General features: G+C 61.1%; 14 protein-coding genes. 5 read left to right on the plus strand and 9 right to left on the minus strand.

Annotated features, from left to right (window positions below; translation table 11 throughout):
• Positions 1 to 39 precede the first annotated feature (39 nt).
• From DNK10_RS20355 to DNK10_RS20365, 3 genes are all read right to left on the minus strand, one after another.
• The gene (locus tag DNK10_RS20355) at positions 40 to 1,026 is read right to left on the minus strand and encodes an ABC transporter substrate-binding protein (protein ID WP_131192818.1); all 987 of its coding nucleotides are present in this window, start codon (positions 1,024 to 1,026) and stop codon (positions 40 to 42) included.
• Positions 1,027 to 1,142: 116 nt separating this feature from the next.
• The gene (locus tag DNK10_RS20360) at positions 1,143 to 2,087 is read right to left on the minus strand and encodes an ABC transporter substrate-binding protein (protein WP_131192819.1); all 945 of its coding nucleotides are present in this window, start codon (positions 2,085 to 2,087) and stop codon (positions 1,143 to 1,145) included.
• Positions 2,084 to 3,160 (minus strand): LLM class flavin-dependent oxidoreductase, encoded by a 1,077-nt coding sequence (locus tag DNK10_RS20365; RefSeq protein ID WP_131192943.1) that lies wholly within the window; start codon positions 3,158 to 3,160, stop codon positions 2,084 to 2,086. The genes DNK10_RS20360 and DNK10_RS20365 overlap by 4 nt, the downstream gene beginning before the upstream one ends.
• A gap of 410 nt (positions 3,161 to 3,570) precedes the next feature.
• On the opposite strand from DNK10_RS20365, the gene DNK10_RS20370 reads away from it, so the two are divergent.
• Both DNK10_RS20370 and DNK10_RS20375 read left to right on the plus strand, forming a co-directional pair.
• Positions 3,571 to 4,173, plus strand: a complete 603-nt coding sequence (locus DNK10_RS20370; protein WP_131192820.1) for a cysteine dioxygenase family protein — start codon at positions 3,571 to 3,573, stop codon at positions 4,171 to 4,173.
• A gap of 3 nt (positions 4,174 to 4,176) precedes the next feature.
• A complete protein-coding gene (locus tag DNK10_RS20375) occupies positions 4,177 to 5,760 on the plus strand; it encodes a rhodanese-related sulfurtransferase (RefSeq protein ID WP_131192821.1) in 1,584 nt (527 codons plus the stop codon).
• A 1,003-nt stretch (positions 5,761 to 6,763) separates the two neighbouring features.
• On the opposite strand, the gene DNK10_RS20385 is transcribed toward DNK10_RS20375, so the two are convergent.
• The 5 genes from DNK10_RS20385 to DNK10_RS20405 all read right to left on the minus strand — a co-directional run bounded on the left by DNK10_RS20385 (position 6,764) and on the right by DNK10_RS20405 (position 12,655).
• Positions 6,764 to 7,201 carry a hypothetical protein gene (locus DNK10_RS20385; RefSeq protein ID WP_131181824.1) on the minus strand — a complete coding sequence of 146 codons (438 nt, stop codon included), beginning with the start codon at positions 7,199 to 7,201 and terminating at the stop codon, positions 6,764 to 6,766.
• Positions 7,202 to 7,838: 637 nt separating this feature from the next.
• Positions 7,839 to 8,315, minus strand: a complete 477-nt coding sequence (gene tadA / locus DNK10_RS20390) for a tRNA adenosine(34) deaminase TadA (protein ID WP_131192823.1) — start codon at positions 8,313 to 8,315, stop codon at positions 7,839 to 7,841.
• 1 nt (position 8,316) lies between these two features.
• Positions 8,317 to 9,693 (minus strand): multicopper oxidase family protein, encoded by a 1,377-nt coding sequence (locus DNK10_RS20395; protein ID WP_131192824.1) that lies wholly within the window; start codon positions 9,691 to 9,693, stop codon positions 8,317 to 8,319.
• 365 nt (positions 9,694 to 10,058) lie between these two features.
• Complete coding sequence (locus DNK10_RS20400) at positions 10,059 to 11,633, minus strand: ABC transporter permease (RefSeq protein WP_131192825.1); 1,575 nt, start codon at positions 11,631 to 11,633, stop codon at positions 10,059 to 10,061.
• Positions 11,634 to 11,635: 2 nt separating this feature from the next.
• Entirely contained in the window at positions 11,636 to 12,655 is a 1,020-nt protein-coding gene (locus tag DNK10_RS20405) for an extracellular solute-binding protein (RefSeq protein ID WP_131192826.1), read from the minus strand.
• Between the two features lie 252 nt (positions 12,656 to 12,907).
• Here DNK10_RS20405 and DNK10_RS20410 point away from each other — a divergent pair, with 252 nt between their 5' ends.
• Complete coding sequence (locus DNK10_RS20410; protein ID WP_131192827.1) at positions 12,908 to 13,504, plus strand: NAD(P)H-dependent oxidoreductase; 597 nt, start codon at positions 12,908 to 12,910, stop codon at positions 13,502 to 13,504.
• A 17-nt stretch (positions 13,505 to 13,521) separates the two neighbouring features.
• Complete coding sequence (locus DNK10_RS20415) at positions 13,522 to 14,121, plus strand: TetR/AcrR family transcriptional regulator (protein ID WP_131192828.1); 600 nt, start codon at positions 13,522 to 13,524, stop codon at positions 14,119 to 14,121.
• Positions 14,122 to 14,427: 306 nt separating this feature from the next.
• On the opposite strand, the gene DNK10_RS20420 is transcribed toward DNK10_RS20415, so the two are convergent.
• On the minus strand, positions 14,428 to 15,330 hold the full coding sequence (locus DNK10_RS20420; RefSeq protein WP_131192829.1) for a LysR substrate-binding domain-containing protein: 903 nt from the start codon (positions 15,328 to 15,330) through the stop codon (positions 14,428 to 14,430).
• Between the two features lie 208 nt (positions 15,331 to 15,538).
• On the opposite strand from DNK10_RS20420, the gene DNK10_RS20425 reads away from it, so the two are divergent.
• Positions 15,539 to 16,381: a transporter substrate-binding domain-containing protein gene (locus DNK10_RS20425; RefSeq protein WP_131192830.1), complete on the plus strand. Its 843-nt coding sequence runs from the start codon at positions 15,539 to 15,541 to the stop codon at positions 16,379 to 16,381.

The raw sequence follows: 16,381 nt of genomic DNA on the forward strand, positions 1-16,381 counted from the left end.
GGGTGCATGTAGGAGCCGGCTTGCCGGCGATTCTTTTCTTTATCGCGCCGCTTGCGTGTGCTGATCCTCCGCGATCGCTTTGCGCACATCCCCCGCCAGGCTGAAATCGAACGCCTGCTGCACGTCCAGCTGTTTCGGCAGCACGCCATGGCGGTGGAAGAAATCCGCGGCTTTCTGCAGGCTGGTCGCCACTTCCTCGTCCAATGCGGCGGGCTGGATACGGGCTTCTTCTACCCAGCGACGGGCCACGTTCTGGGGAATGTTGAGGTCTTCGGACAGCGCGTCAGCCATTTGCTGCGGATGGGCCAGCGCCCATTGCTGCGCCTTGGCCAGGCGGATCAGCAGGTCGCCGATAGCGGCCTTCTTGTCGGCATCGGCCAGGGCCTTTTCGCTGGCCAGGGCGTAGGAGTAGCCACTCATGATGCCGCGCCCGTCACCGATCACTCGCGCGCCATCGATCAGGATGGCGTTGGAGGTGTAGGGTTCCCATGGCACCCAGGCATCCACCGAGCCACGTACCAGCGCTGCACGGCCATCGACCGGGCCGAGGAAGGAGAAGGTCACGTCCTTGTCGGTCAGGCCGTTCTTCTCCAGCAGGCCAAGCGCCAGAAAATGCCCCCAGCCGCCACGGTTGACGGCGATACGCTTACCCTTGAGATCGGACACGTTCTGCGCCGCCGAATCCTTCGGCACCACCAGAGCCACGGTCGCGGTGTTGTAGCGCCAGGCGCCAACCGCCTTCAGCTGGGCGCCAGCGGCATGCACGAACAGGAACGGAATATCGCCAGTGAAGCCGACATCCAGGGCATTGGCATTCAGCGCTTCGAGCACCGGGGCACCCGCGGCGAATGGCGTCAGCTCGACCTTGTAATCGAGATTTTCCAGCTCGCCCGAAGCACGCAGCGAGGCGTAGCGGTCGCCCTTCACGTAGCCGAGGCGGATGGTGACGGGCTCGGCTGCCTGCAACAGGCTGCTGAACGACAGGGCAGCGAGAACCGCTGTGACGATAAAACGGGAACGGGACATGCGACAGACTCCAATGGCGATTACGCACAAGAGCTGCTGCGTGGGTACGCTCACAAGACTCGAAAGAAAATGATGTTGACGCTGCCTGCTCCGCCGGTGCGGTGGCAGACCCTGGCTTATTTGAAGGCGTCGCCGAACGAGGTATCGATAACGCCCTTGGTGTCGAACGCCTTGGGCAGTGCGCCGGTTTCGACGAGGAAATCGGCAGTGTCCTGATAGTCGCGAGCCGCCTGCTCATCCACCGGGCCGACGCTCATGTTGGCCTGGCCAATCCAGTGGCGGGATACGGCCTGATCGAGGCTGGCTTTCTTCGCCCACAGGTCGGCGTAGGTTTCCTTGTTCGCTTCGACCCAGGCTCGGGCTTTCTGCAGGCGGCCGAGGAAATCGCTGATCGCAGCACGTTTCTCATCCAGGGTGTCGGCGTTGGCCGCGATGCTCGACAGCCCCGGCATCAGGTCACGTGCGGTGATGATTGGTTTGGCGCCGGAGAACACGATCTGCTGGGAAATGTAGGGTTCCCACACCGGAAACGCGTCGATGCTGCCTTGCGGCAAGGCCGCGGCGGCGTCGATGGGCATCAGCTTGACGAACTCCACGTAGTCGCGAGGCAACCCGGCTTTCTCCAGGGCGCGCAGGGTCAACTGCTGGCTCCAGGCACCCGGCCAGTAAGCGACCTTCTTGCCTTTCAGGTCGGCGATGGTCTTGGCCGGCGAATCCTTGGGCACCAGCAGGGCAATGGTGTCCGGATTCTGCCGCGACACGCCGATCAGCTTCACCGGCGCGCCCTTGGCAGCCAGGAAGATAAAACCCGAATCACCGAGAAAGCCGAGATCCAGCGCGCCGGCATCCAGACCTTCAGCGACTGGTGCGGCGGATTGGAAATGTTTCCAGTCGACCTTGTAGGGCGCGCCCTCCAGCACACCGGATGCCTCCACCGAAGCGCGGACGTTGTAGTAGTTCTGGTCACCCACGCGCAGGGTGATCTGCTCGGCAGCCTGAACCAGAGGTGCAGCCAGGAACGCGCCGGCCAGTGCGGTGCGCAACAGTGCGGACAGTTTCATTGCGATGGATCCTCGGAATTGCCGGGCGCCAAGCGGGCGACCTGCTCGTGAATGGCGGGAATCAGCCCCTGCCCGTAAGTGATGGCATCGCCCAATGGGTCGAAACCGCGAATCAGAAAGGTGGAAACACCGAGTTTGTAGTACTCGCCCAATGCGGCGGCGACCTGTTCCGGCGTGCCGACCAGCGAGGTGGAATTCCAGCGGGCACCGGTCAAACGGGCAACGCCCATCCACAAACGACTGTCCAGCACCTCGCCCTGCCCCGCTGCCGCCAGCAGGCGCTGGGAACCGACGTTCTCGGGTGCGTGCTCGGTGAGGGGCAGCCCCAGACGGGTACGGTTTTCGCGAATCTGTTCGAGTATCTCGGCAGCACGTTTCCAGGCCGCCTCTTCGGTGTCGGCAACGATGGGCCGGAACGACACCGAGAACCTGGGCGTGCGGCCTCGCGCCGCGGCCGCAGCCCTTACGCTGGCGACCTGATCAGCCACCGAAGCCAGCGGCTCGCCCCAGAGCATGTAGGTGTCCGCATGCTGCGCCGCGACCTGCACCGCCGCAGCCGATGCACCGCTGAAATAGATCGGGATGTGTGGCCGTTGGGTGCAACGCACCGCCGGCGAGGCGCCCTGGAAGCGATAGAAATCACCACTGAAATCCACCGGCTGCTCGGCCGTCCAGATCGCCTTCAGTGCCTGCAGGTATTCTTCGGTGCGAGCGTAACGTTGCGTGTGATTGAGGTAATCGCCGTCACGCTGCAGATCCTCATCATTGCCGCCACTGACCACATTGAGTGCCAGGCGTCCGCCGCTGAACTGATCCAGGGTGGCGAGCTGTCGGGCGGCCAGCGACGGCGCGATCATGCCCGGCCGGTAAGCCAGCAGAATGCCCAGCTTGCGTGTCGCGGCGGCAGCGAAGGAGCTGACCACCGCGCCTTCCGGGCCGTTGGAGAAATAGCCGACCAGTACGCGGTCGAAGCCCGCCTCTTCATGGGCCTGGGCGAACCGGGCGACGAACGCCGGATCCACCGCATCACCCAGTGGCTGATCCACTTCCGAAGCCGGCGCGGCCGTGATCATGCCGATGATTTCGATGCTCATGTCGCAATTTCCTGTCACGTGGTCATGTCCGGGAGCCAAGCTATTGCGGACGCCTCACTTATAATAAAAACGTCTTTACTGGCTAGTTCTTATAAAATTTATAGAGAGACGAGCAGAAAATGAAATTCATTTTAGGAATATCCTAATATGCAAAATAATTAAAAATCGTGAGACAGGCTCAAGCGTGCGCCACAAGCCCATAAAAGGCCGGAAGCAGAAATGATCCGAGGCAGGAAGCAGAGGGAGAAAAAACGCTGGCAACACGAAAGGCGGGTTCGAACGACACACCTGAAATTACTCAATCCGCATATTAGCTTATGCATAAATTGAATTTTTATAATCAATAACGGATTGCTACCTTAGCGCTAAACCGCTACGGATTACCTGCCATGAGCCCCCCCGCCACCCCGCAACGCCTGAACGCCTTCGTTCACGGCCTCTCAGAACTGCTAAACCGTGCCCCCGATGAAGCCACTCTGATCGAACAAGGCGGCGAGCTGCTGCAGCAACTGATCAGCCACGATGACTGGCTGCCGGATGAACTCGCGCAACCCAGCACCGAGCGCTACCAGCAATACCTGCTGCATCTCGACCCGGCGCAACGTTTCTCGGTGGTCAGCTTCGTCTGGGGCCCGGGGCAAAGCACCCCCGTACACGACCACCGCGTCTGGGGGCTGATCGGCATGCTACGTGGCGCAGAGGACTCCCAGAGTTTCACCCGCCACGCAGATGGACGCCTGGAAGCCGATGGCGACGCCGTGCGTCTGCAGCCCGGCCAGGTCGAAGCGGTGTCGCCACGCATCGGCGATATCCATCAGGTCAGCAATGCCTTCGACGATCGCGTGTCGATCAGCATCCACGTCTACGGTGCCGACATCGGCGCGGTGAATCGCGCCGTGTACCGTGAAGACGGCAGCGAGAAACTGTTCATCTCCGGCTACTCCACGCCTCCCTCCATTGCCCAACGGCAGCCTGCCCAACACGAGTCCTGAACTATGAGCCATGTCGTAACCCGCTCTTTCGCCGACATCCGCACCGCCCTGCTGCAACAGCAGGAAGTCGCCTTGATCGATGTGCGCGAAGAAGCGCCCTTCGCCGAAGAACACCCGCTGTTCGCCGCCAACATCCCACTGTCGAAACTGGAGCTGGAAATCTACGCACGGGTGCCGCGCCGCGACACCACGATCACCGTCTATGACGATGGCGAAGGCCTGGCCCAGGTCGCCGCCGAGCGTCTGCTGAAACTCGGTTACAGCAACGTAGCCCTGCTGGCAGGCCAACTGGCCGGCTGGCGCAACGCCGGTGGCGAGCTGTTCCGCGATGTCAACGTACCGAGCAAGGCCTTTGGCGAGCTGGTGGAAAGTCAGCGCCACACCCCGTCGCTGGCCGCCGAAGAGGTACAGGCCCTGCTCGATGCCAAGGCCGACGTGGTGGTGCTCGACGCCCGCCGCTTCGACGAATACCAGACCATGAGCATCCCCACCGGGATCAGCGTGCCCGGTGCCGAACTGGTGCTGCGTGCCCGCGAACTGGCGCCGAATCCAGCCACGCAGATCATCGTCAACTGTGCCGGCCGTACCCGCAGCATTATCGGCACCCAGTCGCTGGTGAATGCCGGCGTGCCCAACCCGGTCGCCGCGCTGCGCAACGGCACCATCGGCTGGACGCTGGCCGGTCAGCAACTGGAACACGGCCAGAGCCGCCGCTTTGGCGAGGTCAGCGCGAGCAACCACGAACAGGCCGTACAATCTGCCCGCGCCGTGGCCGACAAGGCCGGTGTCGGCCGTGCCACGCTCGAACACTTGGCGAGCTGGCAGGCACAACCGGCACGCACCACCTACCTGTTCGACGTGCGCACCCCGGAAGAATACGAAGCCGGCCACCTGCCCGGCTCGCGCTCCACGCCGGGCGGCCAGTTGGTACAGGAAACCGATCACTTCGCCAGCGTACGCGGTGCGCGCATCGTCCTGGCCGACGACGACGGCGTGCGCGCCAACATGAGCGCCTCCTGGCTGGCTCAACTGGGCTGGGACGTGCATGTGCTGGACAATCTGCCGCCGAGCGCCTTCAGCGAAACCGGCGCCTGGCCCGCTCCCCTGCCCGCCCTGCCACAGGCCGAGGAAATCAGCCCGCACACCCTGCAAACCTGGCTAGCGGCAGGCGACACCGTGGTGATCGATTTCACCACCAGCGCCAACCACGTCAAACGCCATATCGCCGGAGCCCACTGGGCCATCCGCGCACAACTGCCGCAAGCCCTGGAAAACCTGCCAGTGGCCGAGCGCTACGTACTCACCTGCGGCAGCAGCCTGCTGGCTCGCTTCGTGGTCAGCGAACTGCACACCCTGACCGGCAAACCGGTGTTCCTGCTCGCCGGTGGCAACGCCGCCTGGTTCGCCGCAGGCCTACCCGACGAATCCGGCGAACAGCACCTGGCCGTCCCACGCAGCGACCGCTACCGCCGCCCCTACGAGGGCACGGACAATCCACGCGAAGCGATGCAGGGTTATCTGGATTGGGAGTTCGGCCTGGTCGAACAACTGGGCCGGGATGGCACGCACGGGTTCAGGGTGATCTGAGCGCTAAACACTTGATCGCTCCTACGAAAAGCGTGGGGGCGATCTAAAAACGACAGCTTACGGCCAGCGCTCGACCCGATAGAGCTCCCCAACCGCCTGCACATAGAACCGTAGGGCGTATTAGCCGAAGGCGTAATCCGCCGCACGAAACCACACCGAACGTTACAGGTAGAAAGAGAGGTGTTGGTTAAGCAACGAGTTCAACAGGCACGCGGTAAACGACGGATTACGCTTCGTAGTCCATCCTACAAGGATTGATCCGCCTTACCGCGTTGCTCCTGAAAGTATTCTGGCTGTTCGCCTGATGACTCGATGAATCCCAACCGTGCAGCTGACTCTGGCGAGTGGCAGGGGCTTTAAGTGGCCCCACCATTATCCGACGAACTCAGCGCACAACCAACCTACTGGCGATCCTCATCACAAATCGCAGTGAGCCCAAGCACTGTAGTGGGTGTGTCACCAAACTGGGTTTTCGTAGCGATCAGCATATTGGCATCAGCGTCGCCCTCCAGCCGGTATGACTGTCCATTGCATACCTTGCTCGCTTTTCTATTTATCTTCTCCAGCAATCCCGCACGAGAATTAAAGGCGCTGCCGTGACTTGTAATTGCATACTGGCCTGGTGCAATCTCAGTTGCAGCAGTCCAGGTGCAACCTGGCAAAACTAAAGCGGCAAATCCGACCAATATAAACCTCTTCAATTTTTGGTATCTCCTATTCACTACTAACGCAAAATCAGTATTCTGGGATAGATCACGATTATCTCCTGAAGCCTCTCTGCCCCTCTAAAACCACCTACCTATCAATAATTAAACCCATGCACCAAATTTCCCTGAGTGTTCCGAGACTCCCGCATATCACTGGCTTGCTCTGCGTAGGGTGGATGATATTTTTTCATCCACTCTGGCAGTTACAGATTACCGGCTGTTTACCTGCTACTACGTGACGTCCGAACGACACGGTGGATAGATGAAGCGTTATCCACCCTACGAGCTGGTCAGGCCTACATGGGGCACCAAGGATGTCCGCCGTTTGCACTCTCAAGCAGCTTGCTGAAATTCCGCTCCCACATAAAGTTATAGGCAGTGGCCGACATTTCTGTTTTGCAGTTGGCTTCACCATCGGTGACAACCACATTCAAAAAATATCCTGCTCCTGTACCGGATGGAACTGATACTGAGAATTCGGTTTTATCATTTTCTTGAGATTTTGATAGAGTTTGGTTGTTAATAAAGCCCGTGCCATTTCCAACACTTACATAACTAGGGCGAAAGCATTTAGACAAATAGGCCTCAATACGTGGCTCAACAACACTTCGCTCTGCCGAAATACAATATTTTTGGCTTTGATTTCCTGTTCTGATCAATTCCTCTTTTGTCTCAGGGAACATTGAGCAGCCGTTTATGACGGGAACGATAAGTATCGGAATGTATTTTTTCATGTCGATTCTGGTAACGCCTAACCTTTGGTTAAATGGTGGGTTTTAGCCCATCTCGAGTGAGCGAAGCGAGCGACCTTGCATATTTTGTCAGGGGTTCTCGGTACGCATTAGCTGAAAAAACCTGTGCCACCCGCCGTTTTTAGGATTTGATCTATGGCTTCGACTTTAGCCAAGACTGCTTCAACATCGAAGCCTTTGCCCTCTACCAATGGCCAAAGCCTCATTGTGCAGCGCGTATGCTAGATGCGCGGCAAGCCGCACTTCATTGGACTATGGCTATTGCTACTCAAGTGATCGGATAAAAGACCCTGATCTGATAAAGCGCTTGGGCCAACAATTGTGCTTCCGAGCTCTGTTGGGAGATTACGTACTTCCAGAAGGCCTAACTATAAATAGACATCAATGGTGCATCACCTGCCAAACAGGACTGTCGGATAATCTTTTCGCAAAATGGCGCAAAGCCCCACGAAAAGCGGATGGCATAAAAATTACGGGGAGCTATGCACCAATATCGCAAGTCCTTTTGCCCGATAAAAACAGCATAGGGCCAAAGCGTATCCGGGCTAGATCACCAAGACAATGGATTAGCCACCAGACACGCCAAACCTCAGACACCGTTCACAGACACCAGCGTACTTTAGCCCCGCCGCGCCTTGAAAAACGCCTTCAACACCGCCCCACACTCCTCCGCCAGCACTCCACCCTCGACCAGCACCCGATGGTTGAGAAAGCCCTGCTCGAAAAACTGCCCACGGCTCACCGCCATGCCCGCCCGTGGTTCGCTGGCGCCGAATACCACGCGCTGCACCCGCGAGTGGACGATCAGTCCGGCACACATGGCGCAGGGTTCCAGGGTCACGTACAGGGTGCTGCCGGGCAGGCGGTAGTTGCTGACGGCCTGGGCGGCGGCGCGGATGGCGACCATTTCGGCGTGGGCGCTGGGATCGTTGGTGGAGATCGGGCAGTTGAAGCCACGGCCGATCACCTCGCCGTTCTGCACCAGCACGGCGCCAACCGGCACTTCGCCAAGTTCGGCACCTTTACCAGCAAGCACCAGCGCTTCGCGCATAAAGCGTTCGTCGTGGCTGCGGTCGATGATCAGCGGGGCTCTCATGTCAGGCGATCTCGATGGCGGCCATGAGGCCGGTTTCCATATGGTCGATGACGTGGCAGTGGAACATCCATACGCCAGGGTTATCGGCAACGAAGGCGATACGCGCGGTCTCGTTCTTGCCGAGCAGGAAGGTGTCGGTGTAGTACGGTTCGATCTTGCGACGGTTGGAGTCCAGCACCTTGAAGATCAGCCCGTGCAGGTGGATCGGGTGTTGGTACTGGGCCATGTTGCGCAGCACGAAGATGTAGTGGCCGTCTTTCTTCAAGCTGGCGATGGGGCGATCGGCGCAGGTCTTGTCGTTGATGTCCCAGGCCTGGCCGTTGATCTGCCAGTACTTGTAGCGGCCGGCGGCTTCATCGGCGGGTGATGCCAGTGCGGCTGCCCATTCGAAGTTGAAGCGCAGGGTTTCGGCGCGCTGCAGATCCGGCTCGGCCACTGGGTTGGCCGGCAGAGCGGGCGGCCATTCACCGGCCGGCTCGCTGCTGGCCAGCGGCTTGATGGTAGCCAGGCGCAGCGGCCCGTTACGCAGCGACAGTTCGTCGCTGCCGACGTCTGGCACCTTGAGCGCCAGGTCGATGCGCATGCCCGGCCCCAGCCAGTATTCCTTGCCCAGCGGGCGCGGCTGGATCGGGTTGCCGTCCAGGGCATAGATGCGGGCATCGCCCTTGGGCAGGTTGAGGCGGTAGGTGATGGTGCTGTCGACGTTGATCAGACGCAGGCGCACCACCTGCCCGGCCGGCAGTTCCAGGGTCGGCAGCGATACGCCATTGATGGTCGACAGGCGCCCGCGGGTGCCCTCGCGTGCCGCTTCGCGAGGCACGCTGAATGCAGTGAAAGCGCCCTGCTCGTCCACGTGCCAGCTCTTCAGGCACAGAGTGCGCTCGTGCAGGAAACCGGTGGGTTCGCGTTCCTCGATGATCAGCGGGCCGACCAGGCCTCGGCCCAGTTGCACCGCGCTCGACTCGTGAGGGTGATACCAGTAGCTGCCGGCATCCGGGGTGACGAAGCGGTAGTCGAAGTACTCGCCCGGCAATACCGGCAACTGGGATACGTAGGGTACGCCATCCATCTCCAGCGGCAGGCGGATGCCGTGCCAGTGAATGGTGGTCGGCTCGGGCAGACGATTGATGAATCGCACCCGCAGTTCATCGCCCTGGCGGCAACGCAGCTCGACGCCGGGTGCCTGGCCGCCGAACGTCCAGGCAGGCGTGACATGGCCGGGCACCAGCTCGATGTCGTGGGGCGCGGCGATCAGCTCGTAGTCGTGGGTCTTGCGGTCGAACGGGCGCCCCAGCCAATAACGCGCGCCGCCAGCGCCCAGGCCAACGACGCCAAGACCGACCAGACCGCCCAATACCTGTCTACGGGTGAAACTCATGAAGCCTGCTCCTGAAGCGGGAATGGCCATTACAGACCGCCGTCGAGGCATAACCTGGCAGGGTCTTGTCGGCAACTATCGCTCGGTGGGTTACGCGCCGCGCGAAATGAGCATCGTCGGTAAGGCCGATGTATGGCGCCGCTAACCCACCCTACGGGGTGCGAACGATACACCTTGAAAGCGGGGGCGTTAAGGCTGCGCCTCTGTTATGTGCTGGATAACGGAACCAAATGACTTCGTATGATCAGGCATGTCGGGATGGCAGCCGCGTAGGGTGGATGACGCTCTTTTCATCCACCATTGTGATCGCAGGACGGTGACGGTGGACGGATAAAGCGTCGTCCACCCTGTACCTCTCGCCTCGTTTACGTATGCCGATAAGCGCGCGTAGTCAGCAGGTAAACCGGCAACCCCGACACCAGCACGATCAACGCGGCATAGGGCGCGGCGCCGGCGTACTCCAGGTTTCCGGTATGCGACCAGACCTTGGTCGCCAGGGTCTCCAGGCCGGTTGGGCCGAGAATCAAAGTGGCCGTCAATTCCTTCATGCAGTCGAGGAAGACCAGCACGAAACCGGCACCGATGGCTGGCGAGATGATCGGTAGGGTTACCCTGAGGAAGGTGGCGATTGGCGTATGCCCCAGGGTGCGAGCAGCCTCTTCCAACTGCGGCGAAGCTTTTTCCAGCGCCACGCGGATCGGCCCCTGGGCCATCGGCATGAACAGCAGCGCATAGGCCACCAGCAACAGAATGCTGGTCTGGTACAGCGCGGGCACGTAGCCGAGGGCGAAGAACACCAGCGACAGCGCGATCACCAGCCCCGGCAAGGCATGCAGCAAGTACGGTAGTTTGTCTGCCAGCGCGGCCATGCGCCCGTAGTAGCGCACCACCACCAGGCACACCGGCAGCGCCAGCAGGCAACTGAGCAAGGCACCGCCGAAGGAGTAGGACAGCGACGACCACAACGTCTGGGCGATTTCCACGACCGGAAAGCTGGCCGAACTGCCTTCGACGATCCAGAAACCCAGCATCACCAGCGGTACACCGCAGCCGATGGCCACCAGAGCCAGCAACAGCATCTGAGCCAGCACGCCCCAGCGACCCAGGCGCACCCGCGCCGCACTGCGTGCCACACCCTGGCCGGTACGTGCATAGCCGCGCCCGCGCAGGCGAAACTCGCCCCACAGCAGCATCATGCACAGCGCCAGCAGCAGCGCAGAGAGCATGGCGGCGTTGCTGCCACTGAACTCCAGCTCGAACTGCTGGTAGATGGCGGTGGTGAAGGTCTGGTAACGCATGATCGACGGCGCGCCGAACTCGACCAGCATGTGCACGGCCACCAGCAGGCTGGTTGCCATCAGCACCGGGCGCAACAGCGGCAGCGTGACCCGCCAGAACACCTGGCGGCGGCTGCAACCGAGCATCCGTGCCGACTCTTCCAGCGCAGGGTCGAGATTGCGCAATACCGCGACCACCGGCAGGTAGATCAGCGGGTATTTCGACAGAATCATCACCAGCACCGTGCCACCCAGGCCTTCGAACATCGGGCTGATCGACACCCAGGTGAAACCACTGACGAACGAGGGAATAGCGAACGGCAGGCACAACAGCACGTTCCAGTGCCGGCGCCAGCGCAGGTCGCTACGCTCCACCAGCCAGGCCAGCGCCAGGCCGATCAGCGCGCAGCCGAGGGTGACCAGCACCATCAGCTTCATGGTATTGGCCAGCAGGCCGAAAACGAATGGCCGCCACAGCAGCGCAAAGGCTTCGTGCAAGCCGGTTTGCGCCGCGCGAGCGACCACGAAGAACAACGGCAACGCGGCGAGCAGCAGCAAGGCCAGTACCGGAATCTGCAGCCAGATCGGTGGTGCCTTGCGCCGCCGCGTGGTGACGGTTACCGGGGGTAGCGGCAGTTCGGGGTTTACTGCCTGGGGCTGCATGATCAGTTCATTCCAACTTCGCGTTGCAGTTCCAGCGCATCTTCGGCCAGGCCAATCTGCGCGGCGGTGATCGCCGGCGGCTTGAGCTGATCATAGGGCTTGAGCAGCGGATCGGCCTGCACCTTCGGGTTGACCGGGTACTCGGCGGATTTGCTCAGCACGGCCTGCTGCCCTTCCTCGCTGATCATGAAGGCAAGGAACTGCTGGGCCTCTTTCGGGTGCTTGCTGGCCTTGACCACGGCCGCGCCGGACACGCTCGACAGGCCGCCCGCGTCGCCATCGGCGAAGTAGTGCAGCCTGGACTTGAGCTCGCCCTTCTCTTTCTTCAGCGCCGTCCAGTAGTAACTGTTCACCAGTGCGGCACCGACCTCGCCATTTTCCACGGCCTTCATGGCGATGACGTTGTTGGTGTAGGTGCCACCGAAGGCCTTGAGACCGGTCAGCCATTCCTCGGCAGCCTCACGGCCATTGATGCGGATGACCGCAGCCGTCTGACCGAGGAACTCGCCGCTGCTCGGCACGAAGGCGATCTTGCCCGCCCACTCCGGGTCAGCCACTTCCAGCACGCTTTTCGGCAGTTCGGCCTCGCTGACCAGATCCGGGTTGTAGGCCAGCACACGCACACGCGAAGTGATGCCGATCCAGTTGCCGCTGTCGTCGGAGAACTTCGCGTCGATCTGCGCCAGGGTGCTCTCATCCACCTTGGCCAGCAGGCCCTGGCTGCCGAGCTTGATCAGCGGCGGTGCTTCTTCGGTGTAGATGATGTCTGCCGGCGAGCGCTCGCCCTCTTCAGCGATCTGGTTGGCCAACTGGCCGCCACCGCCCTTGCGGATCAGCACCTTGATCCCGGTCTTCTTCTCGAAAGCAGCCGCCACAGCCTTGCCGGTCGCCTCGTGCTGGCCGTTGTACAGCGTCAGGGTCACCGCATCATCGGCGCGCACAGCACTGGCGAACAGCAGGCCAAAGGACAGAACACCAGCGCCAATCGCACGCGCCAGACCGGTTACTCGATGTGCCGACATAAGCCACTTCCCTCTGAAACAAAAAAATCGTCGGGAGCGATTTTCGACATCGCTCCCGACGGCCTGCAGAGTGGCCGCCAGGGACGGCGGACACAAAAAGTTACCGATGATTATACGGGCCAATTGCAGCTGATTCTCAAGAAATCCATGCAATGACGGGTCAAACAAGCGCTGTAAGGTCATCGACCCGCTCGACAACCTACCAAAAGTAAGTTACTAATAGTAGGTAATTGACCAATGGAGGTACCGAACATGCACGCCCTTATCGTTGTTGCACACCCGGATCAACACTCTCTCACCCATGCGGTTGCCGCACAGATCGCCGACGGGGTCGCCACAACCGAGGCCAGGCACTCGGCCGAGATCGCCGACCTGGCGGCGGAAGGCTTCGACCCACGCTTCAACGAAGCCGACATCGCCCTGTTCCAGAAGAAGGCCCAGGCACCGGCAGACGTCGCGGCGGAACACGCGCGCCTCGACCGTGCGGATACGCTGGTGCTGGTCTACCCCATCTACTGGTGGTCTTTCCCTGCCCTGCTCAAGGGCTGGATCGACCGTGTGTTCACCCAGGGTTGGGCCTATGAGGATGCCGAGAACGGCAAGGTCGTCAAGAAACTGCAGCGCCTGCAGGTACACCTGGTGGCCATCGGCGGTGCGGACGAAGGCACCTTCACCCGCCACGGCTATGCCGAGGCGATGAAGACGCAGATCGACCACGGCATCTTCGATTACTGTGGCGCATCGGTAGCGACATCGCGGTTTCTGCTGGCCTCCGATCCTGGCTTCCCGGAGGCACACCTCGAGACGGCGCAGGCGATTGGCCGTAAGCTGTTCGCCGAGCAATCCTGAAACGCCCTGGAGTATCGATGAGTTCGCAGCCCCCCGCATCGCCACGTCGCCGCCTGCCACGGGAGGAACGCACACGTCAGCTTCTGGAAGTGGCGTGGCAGTTGATCGGCGATGAAGGCACGAATGCCCTGACGCTGGGCAGACTGGCCGAAGCAGCGGGCGTGACCAAGCCAGTGGTGTACGACCACTTCGGCACCCGCAACGGGCTCTTGGCAGCGCTCTATCAGGACTACGACGAGCGCCAGACCCTGATCTTCGACGCCGCCGTCGAAGCCGCTGCTGCGAACCTGCAGGACAAGGCCCGCGTCATCGCCTCCAGCTACGTCAATTGCGTGCTGACCCAGGGCCGTGAAATATCCGATGTCGTGGCAGCCCTCAACGGCTCCCCGGAACTGGCCGCGGTGAAGAAACGCTACCAGCACGCCTTCATCGAAAAGTGCGCAGCGATCCTGGCCCCCTTCGCCGCACCCAGCGGCATCTCATCAGCCAGCATGTGGGCCATGCTCGGCGCCGCCGACTCAGTTTCGGACGCCGCCGTTGCCGGCGATATCAGCGAAGAGCAGGCCCAGGACGAACTGCAGTCGATCATTCTCGGGATGGTCGAGCGCAGCCGGTAAAGCCTTTGGCATTTCCTCGAACGCGTCCTAGTGTAGCAAGCGGCCGGTCGATGATCCGCGTTAACCGAAGGATAAGGCCTTCGGCCCCGGATTACGCCTGCGGCTAATCCAGGCTACATTCGTGCCATGGCCCCGTAGGATGGGTGAAACCCATCGGCAATATTGATGGGTTTCACCCATCCTACGGGCTGCTGCTTACGCCTTATGGCTGCCATCCCACATTACGATATCCCGCTCGCCGCCTCGGGCACATCGACCACCCTGGCCGATGTATGACCGTTGTCGCGACACCAGGGGCATTCGTTGCTAGCGGGCAGTCTCTGAATCCTCACTAAACATTGCCTGCAACAGCATGGCGAAACGTGAACCGAGACTGTTCTGCGGGCGGTAATCCGGGTGTAGCAGGTAGCTGGTGAAGCGCATATCACCCGCAAAAGGCCGTACTTCGATGCCAGCATGCAAATAATCGCGGGCCACCAGCGGGCTGACGATGCTGACACCCAGACCGGCGCCCACCATGCTGCAGATGCTCGCTGCATAACGCGCTTCCAGGCTCAGTTTGCGACGGTCGCCATGCTGCTGAAACAGCCGGTCGATACGTTGTCGCGTGCCATCGTCGTGAGCCAACGAGATGAACTCCTCGCCAGCCAGATCGTCAATGCCGACCTGCTCCAATGCGGTCAGGCGGTGACCTCTGGGAAGAATGCACACTCCCGCCAGGTCGCCAATCAACTGCGCATTCACTCCCGGGGTTTCCTCGCCGATGAAGGACACCAGGCCAAAATCGCAGTATTGCGAAGCGACCCATCGAGCGATCGTTGTCGAGCCGCTGGTATGCAGTGATATGGCGACCTGCTCATGATCCTGACGAAAGCGCTGGATGGCGCGCGGCAACAAGGTCAGGGACAGGGACGGCACGGCGGCGATGCGTATCTGGCCAGTGCCCAGTTGACGAATATGCCGGGCTGAATGCTCGAGATTGCGCAAACCGATGAAAGCCCTGTCGACTTCGTTGAAGAACGCCGTGCCCTCGTCCGTGGGGACAAGACGACTGCCGATGCGTTCGAACAGGGCAAAGCCGTTGAGCCGCTCCAACTGCCCGATCAGCCGGCTGATATTGGGCTGGGAGGTGTGCAGGGCTTCCGCGGCGGCGGTCATCGAGCCCGACAACATGACTGTCCGAAAGGCCTCTACCTGCTTGAAGTTCATGACATCCCCATATCATTTACGCATGGACTACTAGCATATTGGCATTTGTCAGTATGAGCCAATCCCTTTAAAACTGCAGCCAAGCACTCGCCATCGTGATCGGAACCCACGGCGAGCCTCCTATACCAAGGTTCCGATACTCCTAACTGCCATGGTCATGCACGAGTTCCGGCTCGCCCATTGCGATAACAACAAACAGGAGACACCCATGTCATCGTTCAACAAGATACCGCTCGCCCTGATCGCCGCCACGTCGTTCGCTTTCGCCGCACAGGCGATGGCCGCAGAAAGCATGCCGCCCGTTCCATCTTCCATCAGCGAACAGAGCGTGCTGCGCGCAGGCGTGCGTTGTGATCAACCGCCTTACGGCTACCAGGACAACAACGGCGATTTCGCCGGGGTCGAGGTGGAAATGTCCCGCCTGATCGCCGAATGGGCGCTCGGCTCGCCCGACAAGGTGACCTTCACCTGCGTGACGGCGGAAAACCGCGTGCCCCAGTTGCTGGGCCGCAAGGTCGACATACTGATCGCCACCCTGGGGGTCACTCCTGAGCGCGAGCGCGTAATCGCCTTCACCCAGCCCTACCGCTGGGGCGCCAGTGACGTGCTGGTTCGCAAGGACAGCGGCATCGAGAAAATCGCCGACCTCAAGGGCAAGACCCTGGCGACGCTCAAGGGCTCGGTGCAGGCGAAGTGGTTCGAAGAGCACATGCCCGAGGTCAAGACCCTGCGCCTGAACAGTGCCGCCGATGCCTTGCAGAGCTTTCGCCAAGGCCGTGCCGACGCCTACACGCATGACGCGGCGACCCTGGTGGTGATCACTGGCAACGACGATGCCCTGCGCCTGATCGAGGAGCCGTTCCAGATATCCGATGCCGCCATCGGGCTGCGCAAGGGCGAGGATGAATGGCGTACCTATCTGTCCGCCGCCGTGGTGCGCATGCACGAGGAAAAACGCTTCCGTCCCTGGATCGAGCAATACGTGCCCGAAGCCACCCGTGCCTATTACCTGAGCGTGTTCGAGCAGCCCAAGCCCGAAGAATCCCACTGA

The organism is Phytopseudomonas daroniae, from assembly GCF_004327275.1.
GTDB lineage: Bacteria > Pseudomonadota > Gammaproteobacteria > Pseudomonadales > Pseudomonadaceae > Aquipseudomonas > Aquipseudomonas daroniae.

What these genes read in the sequence shown, in the direction of transcription:
- DNK10_RS20355 (WP_131192818.1), bottom strand. Translation starts at nt 1,026, where the DNA reads ATGTCCCGTTCCCGTTTTATCGTCACAGCGGTTCTCGCTGCCCTGTCG.
- DNK10_RS20360 (WP_131192819.1), bottom strand. Translation starts at nt 2,087, where the DNA reads ATGAAACTGTCCGCACTGTTGCGCACCGCACTGGCCGGCGCGTTCCTG.
- DNK10_RS20365 (WP_131192943.1), bottom strand. Translation starts at nt 3,160, where the DNA reads ATGATCACGGCCGCGCCGGCTTCGGAAGTGGATCAGCCACTGGGTGAT.
- DNK10_RS20370 (WP_131192820.1), top strand. Translation starts at nt 3,571, where the DNA reads ATGAGCCCCCCCGCCACCCCGCAACGCCTGAACGCCTTCGTTCACGGC.
- DNK10_RS20375 (WP_131192821.1), top strand. Translation starts at nt 4,177, where the DNA reads ATGAGCCATGTCGTAACCCGCTCTTTCGCCGACATCCGCACCGCCCTG.
- DNK10_RS20385 (WP_131181824.1), bottom strand. Translation starts at nt 7,201, where the DNA reads ATGAAAAAATACATTCCGATACTTATCGTTCCCGTCATAAACGGCTGC.
- tadA (WP_131192823.1), bottom strand. Translation starts at nt 8,315, where the DNA reads ATGAGAGCCCCGCTGATCATCGACCGCAGCCACGACGAACGCTTTATG.
- DNK10_RS20395 (WP_131192824.1), bottom strand. Translation starts at nt 9,693, where the DNA reads ATGAGTTTCACCCGTAGACAGGTATTGGGCGGTCTGGTCGGTCTTGGC.
- DNK10_RS20400 (WP_131192825.1), bottom strand. Translation starts at nt 11,633, where the DNA reads ATGCAGCCCCAGGCAGTAAACCCCGAACTGCCGCTACCCCCGGTAACC.
- DNK10_RS20405 (WP_131192826.1), bottom strand. Translation starts at nt 12,655, where the DNA reads ATGTCGGCACATCGAGTAACCGGTCTGGCGCGTGCGATTGGCGCTGGT.
- DNK10_RS20410 (WP_131192827.1), top strand. Translation starts at nt 12,908, where the DNA reads ATGCACGCCCTTATCGTTGTTGCACACCCGGATCAACACTCTCTCACC.
- DNK10_RS20415 (WP_131192828.1), top strand. Translation starts at nt 13,522, where the DNA reads ATGAGTTCGCAGCCCCCCGCATCGCCACGTCGCCGCCTGCCACGGGAG.
- DNK10_RS20420 (WP_131192829.1), bottom strand. Translation starts at nt 15,330, where the DNA reads ATGAACTTCAAGCAGGTAGAGGCCTTTCGGACAGTCATGTTGTCGGGC.
- DNK10_RS20425 (WP_131192830.1), top strand. Translation starts at nt 15,539, where the DNA reads ATGTCATCGTTCAACAAGATACCGCTCGCCCTGATCGCCGCCACGTCG.